Annotated in this window: 13 protein-coding genes; 7 read left to right on the top strand and 6 right to left on the bottom strand. The window is 34.8% G+C overall.

Translation table 11 applies throughout. The annotated features are described in order from the left end of the window. Positions 1-116: 116 nt before the first annotated feature. Genes B176_RS0111590 through dprA form a run of 4 tightly spaced genes read left to right on the top strand, consistent with a single transcriptional unit; the run spans position 117 to position 3,559 of the window. Positions 117-1,241 carry a glycosyltransferase gene (locus B176_RS0111590; RefSeq protein WP_017258979.1) on the top strand — a complete coding sequence of 375 codons (1,125 nt, stop codon included), beginning with the start codon at positions 117-119 and terminating at the stop codon, positions 1,239-1,241. Continuing rightward, the gene (locus tag B176_RS0111585; protein WP_017258978.1) at positions 1,232-1,846 is read left to right on the top strand and encodes an RNA polymerase sigma factor; all 615 of its coding nucleotides are present in this window, start codon (positions 1,232-1,234) and stop codon (positions 1,844-1,846) included. Before B176_RS0111590 ends, B176_RS0111585 begins: the two co-directional genes overlap by 10 nt. Continuing rightward, on the top strand, positions 1,836-2,468 hold the full coding sequence (gene rsmG, locus B176_RS0111580) for a 16S rRNA (guanine(527)-N(7))-methyltransferase RsmG (protein ID WP_017258977.1): 633 nt from the start codon (positions 1,836-1,838) through the stop codon (positions 2,466-2,468). The genes B176_RS0111585 and rsmG overlap by 11 nt, the downstream gene beginning before the upstream one ends. A 2-nt stretch (positions 2,469-2,470) precedes the next feature. Beyond that, positions 2,471-3,559, top strand: coding sequence for a DNA-processing protein DprA (gene dprA, locus B176_RS0111575; RefSeq protein ID WP_017258976.1), 1,089 nt, complete (start codon positions 2,471-2,473; stop codon positions 3,557-3,559). Here dprA and B176_RS0111570 read toward each other — a convergent pair. Continuing rightward, positions 3,556-4,053 carry a SixA phosphatase family protein gene (locus tag B176_RS0111570; RefSeq protein ID WP_017258975.1) on the bottom strand — a complete coding sequence of 166 codons (498 nt, stop codon included), beginning with the start codon at positions 4,051-4,053 and terminating at the stop codon, positions 3,556-3,558. The genes dprA and B176_RS0111570 overlap by 4 nt on opposite strands. Before the next feature lie 476 nt (positions 4,054-4,529). On the opposite strand from B176_RS0111570, the gene B176_RS0111565 reads away from it, so the two are divergent. Then, complete coding sequence (locus tag B176_RS0111565; protein WP_237739828.1) at positions 4,530-5,411, top strand: glycosyltransferase family protein; 882 nt, start codon at positions 4,530-4,532, stop codon at positions 5,409-5,411. 510 nt (positions 5,412-5,921) lie between these two features. Here B176_RS0111565 and B176_RS0111560 read toward each other — a convergent pair. From B176_RS0111560 to B176_RS0111545, 4 genes are all read right to left on the bottom strand, one after another. Then, positions 5,922-7,043 (bottom strand): glycosyltransferase family 4 protein, encoded by a 1,122-nt coding sequence (locus B176_RS0111560; protein WP_017258973.1) that lies wholly within the window; start codon positions 7,041-7,043, stop codon positions 5,922-5,924. Positions 7,044-7,238: 195 nt separating this feature from the next. After that, a complete protein-coding gene (locus B176_RS0111555; protein WP_026063291.1) occupies positions 7,239-8,276 on the bottom strand; it encodes a glycosyltransferase family 9 protein in 1,038 nt (345 codons plus the stop codon). After that, positions 8,269-8,886, bottom strand: a complete 618-nt coding sequence (locus B176_RS0111550; protein ID WP_017258971.1) for a DUF4254 domain-containing protein — start codon at positions 8,884-8,886, stop codon at positions 8,269-8,271. Before B176_RS0111550 ends, B176_RS0111555 begins: the two co-directional genes overlap by 8 nt. A gap of 22 nt (positions 8,887-8,908) precedes the next feature. Further along, positions 8,909-10,591: a DNA polymerase/3'-5' exonuclease PolX gene (locus B176_RS0111545; RefSeq protein ID WP_017258970.1), complete on the bottom strand. Its 1,683-nt coding sequence runs from the start codon at positions 10,589-10,591 to the stop codon at positions 8,909-8,911. Between the two features lie 251 nt (positions 10,592-10,842). On the opposite strand from B176_RS0111545, the gene B176_RS0111540 reads away from it, so the two are divergent. Continuing rightward, entirely contained in the window at positions 10,843-11,547 is a 705-nt protein-coding gene (locus B176_RS0111540) for a ferritin-like domain-containing protein (protein WP_017258969.1), read from the top strand. Positions 11,548-11,557: 10 nt separating this feature from the next. Next, positions 11,558-12,421: a ferritin-like domain-containing protein gene (locus B176_RS0111535; protein WP_017258968.1), complete on the top strand. Its 864-nt coding sequence runs from the start codon at positions 11,558-11,560 to the stop codon at positions 12,419-12,421. Between the two features lie 56 nt (positions 12,422-12,477). Here B176_RS0111535 and B176_RS0111530 read toward each other — a convergent pair whose 3' ends face one another. Beyond that, positions 12,478-13,491, bottom strand: coding sequence for a zinc-binding alcohol dehydrogenase family protein (locus tag B176_RS0111530; protein ID WP_017258967.1), 1,014 nt, complete (start codon positions 13,489-13,491; stop codon positions 12,478-12,480). Positions 13,492-14,105: the final 614 nt, after the last annotated feature.

The raw sequence follows: 14,105 nt of genomic DNA, 5'->3' as shown, positions 1-14,105 counted from the left end.
ATTGCAGTAGTTGCCTAATTATTTCACGTATTAACCAATTAAAAGAATTCCTAATTAGCTGTTTGATATTAAGCTATTTTTATGAAATTTGCGACTTAACGCTCAACTCAATTTAATTGGAAATATATATCAATTACGGTTTCTTTTTGTTTTTACTAATTTGCTTAATTATACAGCTTTATTACCTGCTGGTAATTCAAAATAAATTTAGAGGATACAAAATAAAAGATGCCGATTTAACTACTGTTCAAGAACCAGTATCTGTTATTATCTGTGCCAGAAACGAAGCAAAAAACCTAACCAAATACCTGCCTGAAATTCTAACGCAGAACTATCCAACGTATGAGGTAATTGTAGTAAATGATTGTTCTGTAGATGATAGTGAGGATGTTTTACGAGTTTTTCAGTCGCAATACACTAATTTAAAAGTAGTAAAACTAACAGAACACCCACGATTTAAAACGGGTAAAAAGTTTGCTGCTACCTTAGGAATTAAAGCAGCAAGTTACGAGTTGCTTTTGTTCACGGATGCAGATTGTAGGCCTCAGTCAAAAAACTGGATTAGCCTGATGGCTCAACCTTATTCAAACTCTCAAACAGGAATTGTTTTAGGATATTCCCCATACCAAAAGATAAGAGGCTTTTTAAATGCTTTAATTAGATATGAGACTTTCCAAACTGCATTAAACTATTTTTCGTTCGAGCTAAGTGGCATGCCGTATATGGGTGTTGGTAGAAACCTGTCCTATAAGAAATCTCTTTTTTTTGCAGGTAAGGGCTTTGCGTCCCACATGCATATTCTTTCAGGAGACGACGATTTATTTGTCAACCAGAATGCAACGGAAAGCAATACGGCTATAATAGTTGATGCACAGGCCCATACCTGGAGCAATCCAAAAGATACCTGGTCGAGCTATTGGAAGCAAAAGACCAGACACATGAGTGCGTCAAAAATGTACAAAAGCAATCATAAATTCAATTTAAGCTTACAAGCTTTATCTGCGGTGGGTTTTTATTTGTTTTTAACGCTTTGTTTAGCTTTTAGGGTAGAGCCTATTGCAGTTTTAATTGTTTTTTTATTGCGGTTTTTTTGCCAGATTTTCGTGTATTATCAATCCTTAAAAAAGTTAAAGTGCAAAGATTTGGTCTGGTGGTTTATAATATTAGATCCATTTTACTATATTTATTTGATTCTGGTAAGTGTAGCAAACCTTTTTATTAAGAAAATGACATGGAAGTAAATCCAAATTTCTCTGATAATGCAAAAAACGATTTTTCTTTAGTCGAAAAAGCAAAAGAAGGAAGCCAAAAAGCTTACGCAGAGTTGATGCAACGTTATAAAGATTCTATATTTTTTATGGTGCTTAAAATGGTAAACAACAAGGATGATGCAATGGATATCACCGTTACCACTTTTGCTAAAGCATTTGAAAATTTAGAAAAATACCGCCCAGATTATGCTTTTAGTACATGGCTGTTTAGAATTGCGACAAACGGCAGTATTGATTTTATCCGTAAAAAGAAACTTGCAACGACATCTATAGATGGGATGGGTTATGATGGGGGAGAAGATAAAGTTTTCGAAATAAAAAGCGACGGCCTAAATCCAGAAGAATACTCTATAAAAAAGCAACAAACAGAACAGCTGAAAGAAATAATAGATAAGCTTCCAGCAAGATATAAAACATTAATTATCCTGCGATATTTTGATGAACTCTCTTACGAAGAAATTGCTGAGCAAATGGATTTACCTTTAGGCACTGTTAAGGCACAACTTTTTAGAGGAAGAGATCTATTGTCTAATGTACTTACCCGCAGAAAAAAAAGCTTAAAAAGTGACTTCTAGTTTAATTCAGTATTATTTCCCAAATTTAACAGCCATACAAACTAAGCAGTTTGATATGTTGTTTGACCTGTACCAAACCTGGAACTCGCAGATCAACGTGATCAGCCGTAAGGATATTGACTTACTGTACGAAAGGCATATTCTCCATTCATTAGGGATAGCAAAAGTGATTGAGTTTTTGCCCGGTCAAGATGTTTTGGATGTAGGGACTGGCGGCGGTTTTCCGGGAATCCCTTTAGCTATTCTTTTTCCAGATACTAATTTTATTTTGGTAGATTCTATCGGAAAAAAAATAAAAGTAGTTAACGAAGTTGCCACTGCAATTGGATTAACAAATTTAGTAGGTGTACATAGCAGGGCCGAACAGGTGGATCAAAAGTTTGATTTTATAGTTTCAAGAGCGGTTACACAGTTGAAAGATTTTTATCCCTGGATTCGTGGAAAGTTTATAAAAGGCACTAACGGAAAGTTTAAAAACGGGGTGCTGTATTTAAAAGGTGGTGATTTAACGGAAGAGCTAGAGGCTTCAAAACTAAAGGAAATCCAGTTGTTCCCCTTAGCAGACTTTTTTACAGAAGAGTTTTTCGAAACCAAATACGTGGTATATTTTCCTGCTCAGTAGATATGCTACACAATATCGCACTTACTTTTGTTAAAGGAATTGGGGACATCACCATAAAATCTTTAATAAGTTATTGCGGTAGCGCCGAAGAGGTTTTTAAAGCCAAACAAAGCCATTTAGAAAAAATCCCCGGCATAGGCACCAAAACTGCTAAGCTGATTGTTAATCATAAGGCTTTTGAACGAGCGGAACAAGAGCTAGCCTTTATAGAAAAGTATAAGATACAGCCCATTTTTTATACGGATAAAAACTATCCCAAACGTTTAAAAAACTGTGCGGACTCGCCCGCATTACTTTATTTTAAAGGCAAGGCCAATTTAAATAATCAGAAAACCGTAGCCATTGTGGGCACTCGTAACGCCAGTAATTACGGTAAAGCCTTTTGCGAAAAATTGATTGATGGTTTAAAAGAACACAATGTATTAATTGTAAGTGGCCTGGCGTACGGAATTGATGTGGCAGCGCATAAATCGGCAGTAGCCATGAATCAACCAACAGTAGGTGTTTTAGGTCATGGTTTAGACCGTATTTACCCAGCTTTACACCGTTCTGTTGCAGAGAGTATGCTAGCTAATGGTGGCTTATTAACTGAGTTTCCATCTCAAACCAACCCAGATCGTCAAAACTTCCCGAAAAGGAACCGAATAATTGCTGGGCTAGCTGATGCAGTTATCGTGGTTGAAGCAGCAAAAAAGGGTGGGGCATTAATAACAGCAGAAATCGCAAACTCTTACAATAAAGATGTTTTTGCGTTGCCCGGTAAAATTGACGATGAATTTTCTGAAGGATGCAATTTTTTGATTAAAACAAATAGAGCAAACCTAATTACACGGCCGGAAGATATTGAATATATTATGGGTTGGCAGGCAAATACAGCGGTGCAAAAGCCAACAAGTCCAAAGCTATTTGCTGATCTCAATAAAGATGAATTAGCGGTGGTAAATATTATCACGCAATCAGGTTCTATTGCAATAGATGATCTGCAACTTCAATTAGAAATGCCCCAAAGTAAGCTAGCAATGCTATTACTGAATTTAGAAATGCAATCGGTAATTATCGCACTTCCGGGTAGGGTTTACCGTTTAAACTAAGCTTCGTGTTTCGGGTAATCGTAAGCTACCAAATCACCGTTATGCTTACTAACTTCTTTCCAGTCATCAAACGGAAATTCAATTAAAGCAACACCACAGGTAGGAATATTAAATAAGTCAGCATCAGTTAAATATACTGCTAAATCGGTAATGCCGTTGTTGTGTCCAAATAGCGCTATGTAATCGTCGTTATTATCAAAATTATTGACAATTTTAAGTAACTGCTGAGTGTTGGCCTCGTATATTTTTGGTTCCAAATCAATTTCTTGGGTTTCTTTATTCCAGCTTTTCGCCATCAGCTCACAAGTGCTTATTGCTCTTAAAGCAGGACTACTTACTAATCTTTGAGGAATCAATTTTTGCATGGCCACACGTCCGGCCATTTCAACACTATCTTTTAATCCGCGAGGATTTAAAGGTCGGTTAAAATCGCTTAAATTTAAATCTGCCCAATCAGATTTTGCGTGTCTAACTAATAATATTTTTTTACTCATGGTTTTTAGGTAGTGGTGTCTTTTTTCTAGAAGATGTTATATGTTTATGCTGTAGAAAACAAATGATGTATTTTTTAAGCTAAAGTATATAATTTGCTTATTGATTACAATTTTGATGAAATTAATGAATATGTGTAGACAAATATAGAGATAAAAATTAAGTTCTCTTTGCTAAGAGACGCACAAATTATGCTCATATGAGCGATATTGTAGTGAATGAAATTTTCAAATTATTACCAAACGGTTTTTAATACAATTTTCAAGAAGCAAATGAGTCTATTGTCTTTAATAAGTGTAGTTATCCAAGCTATAATCAAGCTGTTCTTTTAAAAGAGACCGTACATTTTGTTCAGAAATCTGAATATTATAGGTGGGAATTATGGTTCTGATGGATTGTTTTAATGAAAAATGGCGAGATTTTTACTTATAAATATGCTTACTTTTGTTTTAAAACCGAAAATAATTAATAGAGAATAATGATGAAAGTTACAGGATTTACATTTATAAGAAATGCTGTTATTAATGATTATCCTATAGTGGAATCCATAAAATCTATCTTACCGATATGTGATGAATTTATTATTGCCTATGGAAATTCATCTGATGAAACCTTGTTATTATTAAAAGGTATAGATAGTCCAAAAATAAAAATTATTGATACTATTTGGGATGAAAATCAAAGAGAAGGAGGAAGAACCTTTGCTCTTGAAACAGATAAGGCTTTTAAAGCCATTTCCAAAGATACGGATTGGGCCTTTTATATACAGGGAGATGAAGTTGTGCATGAGAAATATCTTCCTACCATACGCAAAGAAATGGAGTTATGTTTAGCTAATAAGGATATAGAAGGGTTATTATTTAAATATATTCATTTTTACGGTTCTTATGATTATTATGCGGTGTCTAGAAGATGGTATCGGAGAGAAATAAGAATTGTTAGAAATTTAAAAGAGATTTCTTCTTATAGGGATGCGCAGGGATTTAGATTGAATAACCGAAAAATTAAAGTTAAGGAAATTGACGCCTATATATATCATTACGGCTGGGTAAAACCTCCTCATGAATTAAATAGTAAAGTTAGAAATTTCAACAAGTTTTATCACGAGGATGAATGGATAGAAACTAATGTTCCTAAAGCACAAAATTTCGATTATGGTAACGCTGATGAATTAAGGAAATTTACTTTAGCACATCCCACAACCATCCAACAAAGAATTATAAATACCAATTGGGAGTTTTTAGTAGACCCTACTTCGGTAAAGAAAAAGCTGTCTCTAAGAAGGAGAATTCTGAAAAAAATTGAAGATAAAACAGGTATACGCCTATTTGAGTACAAAAATTACAATAAAATAAATTAGAATAATTAAGGCTAAATAGCTTATCTGTTTTTAAGATAGGTTATTTATTATATCAAATTTCAAAATATCAATATTTCAAATAGTTGTTATCAGACAAATTATTAAATCGATTACGGATTTAATACAAGAATGCAAACCTGTTATTATAACAGAAAGTTTTGGAAAAGCAAGCGACGAAACTAAAACCGAGCTGTACGATGTGATTTGTGAGAACGGTTATGATATCTTTTATTTTGAGGGTTTCGATATTAACGCTGTTGTAGAAAAACTTGATAGAAATACTGATATGTTAAGATTTAAGCACACAATCAATATTTATGCTACTCCAAAAAAAATAAATAATTTCTCATCCTACATTTTAAGAAACTGTAAAAACTAGAATAAGAACCTGTTTAAATTTGTATTGTAAAAATGGTTATAGGTTATTTTTGAGCGAAACAAGTCAAATTTTGTAGAAAAAAATATGCATAAACAAATTATTAGATAAATTTTAAACAGGCTCTTAAAGTATTACTGATTTGAAACTTTTGTATAAAGATCATTCATTTGTTTAGCAATAACATCATCATTAAATTTTTGAACAAATCTAAAACCGTCTTTAACCATATTGGAGCTTAATTCACTATTGGAAAGTACATCTTTAATCGCATGAGTAAGTTCATCAATATTATTTGGATCAACATAATAGGAGCTAGGACCACCAGCTTCTGGAAAAACACCGTCAGCAGTAATAATTACTGGGGTTTTTGAATAAAGAGCTTCTATAATTGGAATACCAAAGCCTTCGAAAAGAGATGGATACACAAACGCTTTAGCAGATTTATATATCAACGCTAAATCGTTCATAGAAATACCTTTTAGAAAAATAACTCTTTTTGTTAAATTATTTTGTGCAACGTATTTATAAATCTCATTGCTGTAATTTGTTTCTTTCCCTATAATAACTAATGGAACATCTAGGTCTTTAATAGATTTAACTACATTAAACACATTTTTACGAGCTTCTATTGTTCCTACGTTTAAAATAAAATCTTTAGGTAAACCTAATTTGAGTATTAAACTATTTTGTTCTTGTTTGTTTTCCTCTTTCTTGAATGCAGGATGACAACCTTGATAAATTACTTCAATTTTATCTTCATTAATCCCTAAAAAATCGATAATATCTAATTTGGTTTGTTCACTAATGGCTATTATTTTATTTGAATTTTTTGCCGCGTACGAAAATTTTTTTAAATAAGTTTTTCTGTCTATATATTTAAAAAGATGAGGATATCTTATGAATATTAAATCATGGATAGTGACAACAGATTTAATATTTGTTTTTGTAATTCCAAAAGGGAGTTCTCCAGATAGACCATGAAAGAGATCGATTTCATGTTTTTTAAGGTCATTTTTTATTCCTGAAGATCTCCAAAATGAAGGAATCGATCTAGAGATGAAGTCCTCTGGATTCCTTTCTATTATACTACTTGTATTTGATGTAAAAAGCTTATGTTTTCCTTTTTTAGGATTAAATAATTGATAGGTGTTTTCTGGGTAATATTCTGTTAAAATCCTTATCAAATCTCGGCTATAATTACCTAAACCTGTCGTGTTGTGGTATAAACGTTTTGCATCAAAACCTAAATTCATTGGATAAAAATTTATTGTTTTTAATTAATACTATTTGCAAAACTCACCAATTTCAATAATAAGTTTTGTATCTAACTACGATCAACCATTCCATAACTGTTTTTTAAGCCATAAAAATTTAAGGATGTGTTAAAATTCCTAAAAGTTATATTGGCGTAATTAGCCTTAGAATGACCTACTAGTAGTAGCGTTTTATCAGCGTTTTTTAAGTATTTGCAGTGTTTTATCAATTATGTGTTTTGGATCGATTAGTTGCATACAAGCGATGTCGCCTCTAAAACAAGGCTTGTTTCCGTATACAGAACAAGGTCTACATGATATATCGGCTTGTACGCAATTGCTTTCACGCTGTCCAAATCCTAAAAAACCAGCAAATGGGTGTGTTGCACCCCAAACCGAAACTACTTCTGTGTTTTTTAACGACGCAAGGTGCATGCCTGCAGAGTCCATGCTAATCATCACGTCAAGTTGAGCTATTAAATTCAATTCTTCTTTCAGTTTTATTTCCCCAATCACTGAAACACAGTTAGGGTAGCTTGTTTGCCACCTCTCTCCGATAGTTTTTTCGTCAGTCCCGCCACCAAAAATAAAAGTGCGGATGTTTTGGCCATCCAAAAACCTGACAACTTCTTCCATTTTATCAATGGGATAAACTTTCTGTAAGTGTTGTGCAAAAGGTGACACGCCTACCCAATTTTCAACACCTTTTTTTCCGGTTAAAGCTTCTACAATTTCAGAAATAGATTCGCTCTTGGCTTTGCTAAGCCCGTTTACAAGGCTTGTTTTCATTCCCAAATGTTCAAAAACCTCGAGATAGCGAAGCCACATAGGTTTAAGCTGTTTCAGAACTTTATTATGTTTGGCTGTTAAGTCCTTTTTTTCTGCTCTACCTTTATCTAAATGCGCTACTTTAAGACCGTTTGCTTTAAAAAAGAAACTAATAATCCGCGATCTTAAATTAAAATGTAGGTCGGCAACTTCAGTAACGTGTAGTTTCTTTAATTGCCAATAAAGGCGAAATAATCCACCTAAACCTTTATAAAGTTTCGGATTAAAAGGATAGAAAGTTAGGTTGGGTATGTTAGCGAAAAAAGGTTCAAAAAGCGGCCTACTTAAGTAGACAAACTCAATGTCAATATTTTGTTCTGCTATTTGTTTAACGATGGGAGCTGTCATAGCAACATCTCCCATCGCCGAAAATCGAATAATAAGGACTTTACGCCTTTTATCCATTTTTTTCTTTATTTAGGTTATACAAGATCGGATTTAAATTGGGGTCGTTGTACATTTTTAATTGTTTGTAAACCTTCATATACTTGTCTCCATTTTCAATGTCGCTAAGCAACTCGTCAATGGATTGCGATAAGTCTGTTCGTTGTTGTAATAAAACGGAAAGTTTTTCACCGCAACTTGCTCTGTGCTGTTCACTTGCGCCAGTTCTTTCTGCTTCCTCACGCATATGAAATATTTTCAACGCCAAAATAGATAATCTGTCAATCGCCCAAGCGGGGCTTTCAGTGTTTACTTTTGCCGTTGCCTTTGGTTCGGCACCTTTAAAGCGTTCAAGAAAATAACTGTCTATATATTCAACCAAGTCTGTTCTTTCTTGGTTAGAAGCGTCAATCCTTCGTTTCCATTTCAAGCCTTCACTACAATCAATTTTTGGATTTCTTACAACGTCTTCCATGTGCCATTGGGCGGTGTCTATCCAATTTTTTTTATATAAAAGAAATTCGATTGTAGCAGTTTGGTAAGGATTTACCAGCTCAAAATCAATCTCATTTTTTACATGATAGTCATTTATACACTGTTCAAATATTTGGTTACAAAGATTGCTAATCATTTTTAATAGAATGTATTGTTAGTTAATGAGATTTCTTCTGCTCAAAAAAGTTTGAAATTTCAGCTAAACTAAAAGAATTTAAACACTTTTCCTTACTCAATCCTCCTTTTCTACCAACATAAATCCCATACTGCATATCCATAAAACCTTCATTTCTGTGTGCATCTGGATTAACAGCCAATAAAACCCCTTTTTCTAAAGCGTATTGATGCCACCGCCAATCTAAATCAAGTCTTAACGGGTTTGCATTAATTTCTATTACCACATTGTTTTCCTCACATGCATCTATTATTTTTTGATAATTGATTGGATAACCAGCTCTACTCAATAACAGTCTGCCCGTTGGATGACCTAAAATGGTGGTATATGGATTTTCAATAGCTTTAATTAAACGTTCGGTTGCTTTTTCCTCATCCATTTTCATGGCCGAGTGAATAGAAGCAACCACGAAATCGAATTTTTTTAGAATTTCTTCGGGATAATCAAGACTTCCGTTGCTTAGAATGTCAGATTCAATGCCCTTAAATATCTTAAACGGCGCAAGCTCTTTGTTTAACGTATCAATTTCTTTATGTTGTTGTAAAACGCGTTCAATACTTAGTCCGCCTGCATAACCTGCGCTTTTCGAATGGTCAGAGATGCCTAGATACTCTAATTTCAAAACATCGCGACAATACAAAGCCATTTCTTTTACAGTATGAATTCCGTCACTCCAAGTGCTGTGGTTGTGTAACACGCCTCTCAAATCCGAATATTCAATCAAATCTGGAATTTGGTTTCTCAATGCTTTTTCAACTTCGTTGCTGTTTTCTCTTAATTCTGGAGCTATAAACTGCATCCCAGCTGTTTGGTATAATTCCTCTTCGCTAGTAAAGTCAGTTTCCCCCTGTAAAAGTGCCTTAACTCTTATAACATGTTCTTCACAGCCCGTAGTCTCAAATAATTTGAATATTTCATCGCTTGGCGTACATAGTTCAACTGCTATATTTAAACCTGTTTGGTCTTTCAGATTCACCTGGTTTCCCACACATGAAACTTCAAACACTTCCGTATCAAATAATGATGTGATAACCGAAATAGATTCAGTACTTACCATCAGGTACGATAACGATTCAATAATTTCGCATTTCCGTCTCAGTTCGCCAGAGATTAAAACCTTGGCATTTTTATCTGTTTTTGTTAAAGTCTTTTCAAATTGTAAGCGGTAGGCTTCCGCAGTCTTTTCAATCTTCGCATAAAGAAACCGCCCTGCATTTGCCATTTTAAACTCAATGGCTTTTTTAATGTCTTCCTGTGTTTTTAAACCAAAACCTTTAGCTTCAATCAGTCGGTTTTCGTTACAAGCGTAATATAACTCTCCAACATTTTCAATTCCTAGTTCTTCCCAAACAACTTTAACTTTTTTTGGCCCCAAACCTTTAATGGTCATCATTTCCAATATACCTTCTGGCGTATTGTCGATTAAAGCGTCCAACTCAGCAATGTTGCCAGCTGTTAACAGTTCTACGATTTTTGAAGCTGTACTTTTTCCGATACCTTCAATGTTTTCTAATTCATTAACCGCTTTATCCTTCAACTTAAAAGGGAGTTTGTCAATTTTAAAAGATGCGTTATTGATAGATTTTATCTTAAAAGGGTTTTCTCCGTTCAGCTCCATTAGCTGACCTAAAAGTTTGAATTTTTTAGAAATTTCTTTGTTCTCCATTTGTCCGCAAGTTAAGCAGATTTAATTGTTTTAGTTGAATTCGAAAGCTCTAATAGAGATTCTATTATTTTATTTATCATCAAGTTTAACTCTCAGATTATCGCTTACCATGCTATGAATGATGGTTTTTATGAAATCTCAACATTCTCTAGTTGGTTCATATCAAAATAATTAGAAAAACTGAAATCCAAGTGTCAAAATACTTCGTTTTTACAATCATCAAACAATTTGTTCAACTAAATTAATTTATTATGAAAATTTTTGAAACCCCCGACCAAGAACAGCAGACTGAAAATGATTCATTTTTGTCTAAAAAAATGCAACGACGTAATTTTTTAACTTACGCTGGCGCAAGTGCAGCAGGCTTAGCTTTAGTAGCTGCGGGATGCAAAAAAGATAACAACGATTTCAATAAAGGAATCAACTTAGGTTCCGGAGACATTGGTATTTTAAATTACGCGTATGCTTTAGAGCAGTTGGAAGCTGCTTTTTACACCAAAGTGGCTGCGTCTTTTTATAAAGACATCCCATCTGCAGAAATAGCGCTCTTTACAGATATACGCGATCATGAGATTGCTCACAGAGAGTTTTTTAAGGCAGTTTTAGGAAGCAATGCCATCCCATCTTTAGAGGTTGACTTTTCTTCAATAGATTTCACAAGTAGAACAAGTGTTCTAGGTGCTTCTAAAGCTTTCGAAGATCTAGGGGTTTCTGCGTATAACGGAGCAGGTTATCTGCTAAAAAATGGTGCTTACCTTACAATAGCCGGAAAAATAGTATCTGTTGAAGCTCGCCACGCCGCTTACATTAGAGATTTAATTACCCCTGGTAGTTTTGCTGGTTCAGATGTTGTGGATGCTAACGGACTTGATAAAAGTCGTACTCCGATGGAAGTTTTAGGCATCGCAAAAACCTATATTAAATCACAAATTAACGCAAGTAATTTACCTTCTTAATTAGAACCACATGAATTTTTTAAATATATTAAAGGACATTGAAGCAATTGATCCTGAAATTACAGATAAAATAAGTCCAAGAAGAGACGTGATTAAAAACATCACCAGTTTTGGGTCTAAAGTAGCACTTTCTGCATTGCCTTTTGCAATGGGGTCAATGTTTAACAAAGCTAGCGCTCAAACCAGCAGTTCTGTAGGCGATGTATTAAATTTTGCGTTAACACTTGAATATCTTGAGGCAGAATTTTACACAACTGCACTTAATTCACCAGCTTTGTTAGCATTAATCCCCGCTGGACCAGCATTAGCTGCTTTGCAGAGAATTAGAGATGATGAGAATGCGCATGTTAAGTTCTTGAAAGACACATTAGCAGCTTTAAAAGTGACAGCTGTTTCAAAACCAACTTTCGATTTTACGGCAAAGGGAACTTTTCCAACTGTTTTTTCTAACTACGGAACTTTCTTAGCAGTTTCACAAGCTTTTGAAGATACGGGTGTTAGAGCGTATAAAGGTCAAGCGCCAAACTTAATTGGGAATAAAGTAGTGTTAACTGCAGCACTTTCTATCCATTCTGTAGAAGCTCGTCATGCCTCTCACATTCGTCAAATGAGAAGAGCTACAGGTGGAGATTTAGTAAATCTTAAACCTTGGATTACCGGAGATGCTAATAACTTTAATGATTCTGGTGTTTCCGCGGTTAATGCAACTTACATGGGCGAGAATAATAAAATGCAAGCTACAGTAGATATCACTACTTTAACAGGAGCAACGCCAGGCTCGAAAATATCATACTCAGCAGCAGTTGAGGCTTTTGACGAGCCTTTAACAACACAAGCAGTTTTAGATATTGCAAACTTGTTTATTGTAAAATAGTACGACATAAATAATTATCAGAAGAGGCGAAAATTTGTTTTCGCCTCTTTTTTACTTTAAAACAAAATCACAATTTTTCCAATAGTCTTTCCCGATTCCAGTTGCCTGTGAGCCTCTTTCAAATTCCCAACGCTCAATCCGTTCATTACCGTATTTACCGCCGACTTAATAACACCTTTTTGCATTAACTCACTAATTTGTGTAAGTATATGGTGTTGAGCAATCATATCTTCAGTTTTAAACATGGGTCTAGTAAACATAAACTCCCACGAGAAGGATACGCTCTTTGTCTTTAGTTTATTTAAAGCAATAGGAGCATTACTGCCAGTTATTGATGCAATATGTCCTTGTGGTTTTATCAGTTCAACAATCACATCCCAATACGCGTTTAAATCTACAAAGTCTGCGATATAATCAAAATTCGGATAGCCTGCTTTTTGTGCATTAGCAATTAAGTCGGTATGGTCAATAACAGCATCAGCGCCCAATTTCAAGCACCAATCTCTCGTTTTAGGTCTTGATGCCGTAGCCACAACTTTTAAACCGCCAATTTTCTTTGCCAATTGTATAGCTATAGAACCTACACCTCCAGCTCCACCAATAATTAAAATCGATTTTCCAGCATCCTTATCAAGGCTTATTTTCATCCGATCAAAAAGAATTTCCCAAGCCGTTAAACTTGTCAGTGGCATAGCAGCAGTAGCTTCATAACTAAAATTAGCAGGTTTCCTCCCTGCAATTCGCTCGTCTACAAGTTGATATGCGGCATTGCAGCCAGGTCTTGTAATGTCGCCAGCATAAAAAACCTCATCGCCAACTTTAAATAAGGAAACCGAATCCCCAACTTCCTCCACTATACCAACAGCGTCCCAGCCTATAATTTTCGGGTCTTCTAAAATAATATCCTTTGCACTGTTTAATCTTATTTTATAATCAACCGGGTTCACAGCAACCGCCTTAATCTTAATCAAAAGATCATAACCAGTCGGTTTCGGTATCGGCAATTCAAATTCAACAAAGCTGTTCTCGTCTGTAATATTTAATGATGTTTTAAAACCAACCGCTTTCATAATCTTATCTATAAAATTTATAACAATACAATCTTAAGGAAAACCAGCTAAGAATTTACATGTTTTGCAATAAATGATATAACGCTGAAAATCGCTTTTACAAACAGTGAAATTTAAATACCATTCATATATATATGAAAGAGTAGTGATAAGATGTCGTTAAAATTTCCAGAAAAACAGCGTTCCGTTTTCCATGGCAGCCGGCAGCCGCGCTGTCCATTCATACTGCACTCCAGCGCCCGCACCCACAACACAGCATTAGGCGCAGTCCAAAGCACACAAAGCTACCGCTCAGGCCGGTATCCATTTCCATCCCGTTTATTAAAAAAAGTTCCATCCATTGAACCAGCATCCCCGTCGTTCCGCTATTAGGATTCCCATTCCATATAATATATATGAACAGTCTCAAATCTATGGTGTTCTCCAGAGCACCACGTTGGATTATTGCCCACAACCACCCTTTAGCCCAGCGTTTCCTTCCTCTTTACATTTCTGTTAAAAAAAAACGTACAGATACAGAGCAAGTTACAGCAAAAGGATAAAAAATCAAGAAATAAGTTAGGTTATCTCTTGCGGGATAAATAAAAAAGCCACACCTTTGCACTCCGCAAACG

The sequence above is a fragment of the Pedobacter arcticus A12 genome, assembly GCF_000302595.1.
Taxonomy (GTDB): domain Bacteria; phylum Bacteroidota; class Bacteroidia; order Sphingobacteriales; family Sphingobacteriaceae; genus Pseudopedobacter; species Pseudopedobacter arcticus.
The sequence above is the reverse complement of the archived record's forward strand: the minus strand, read 5'-3'. Positions and strand labels throughout refer to the sequence as shown.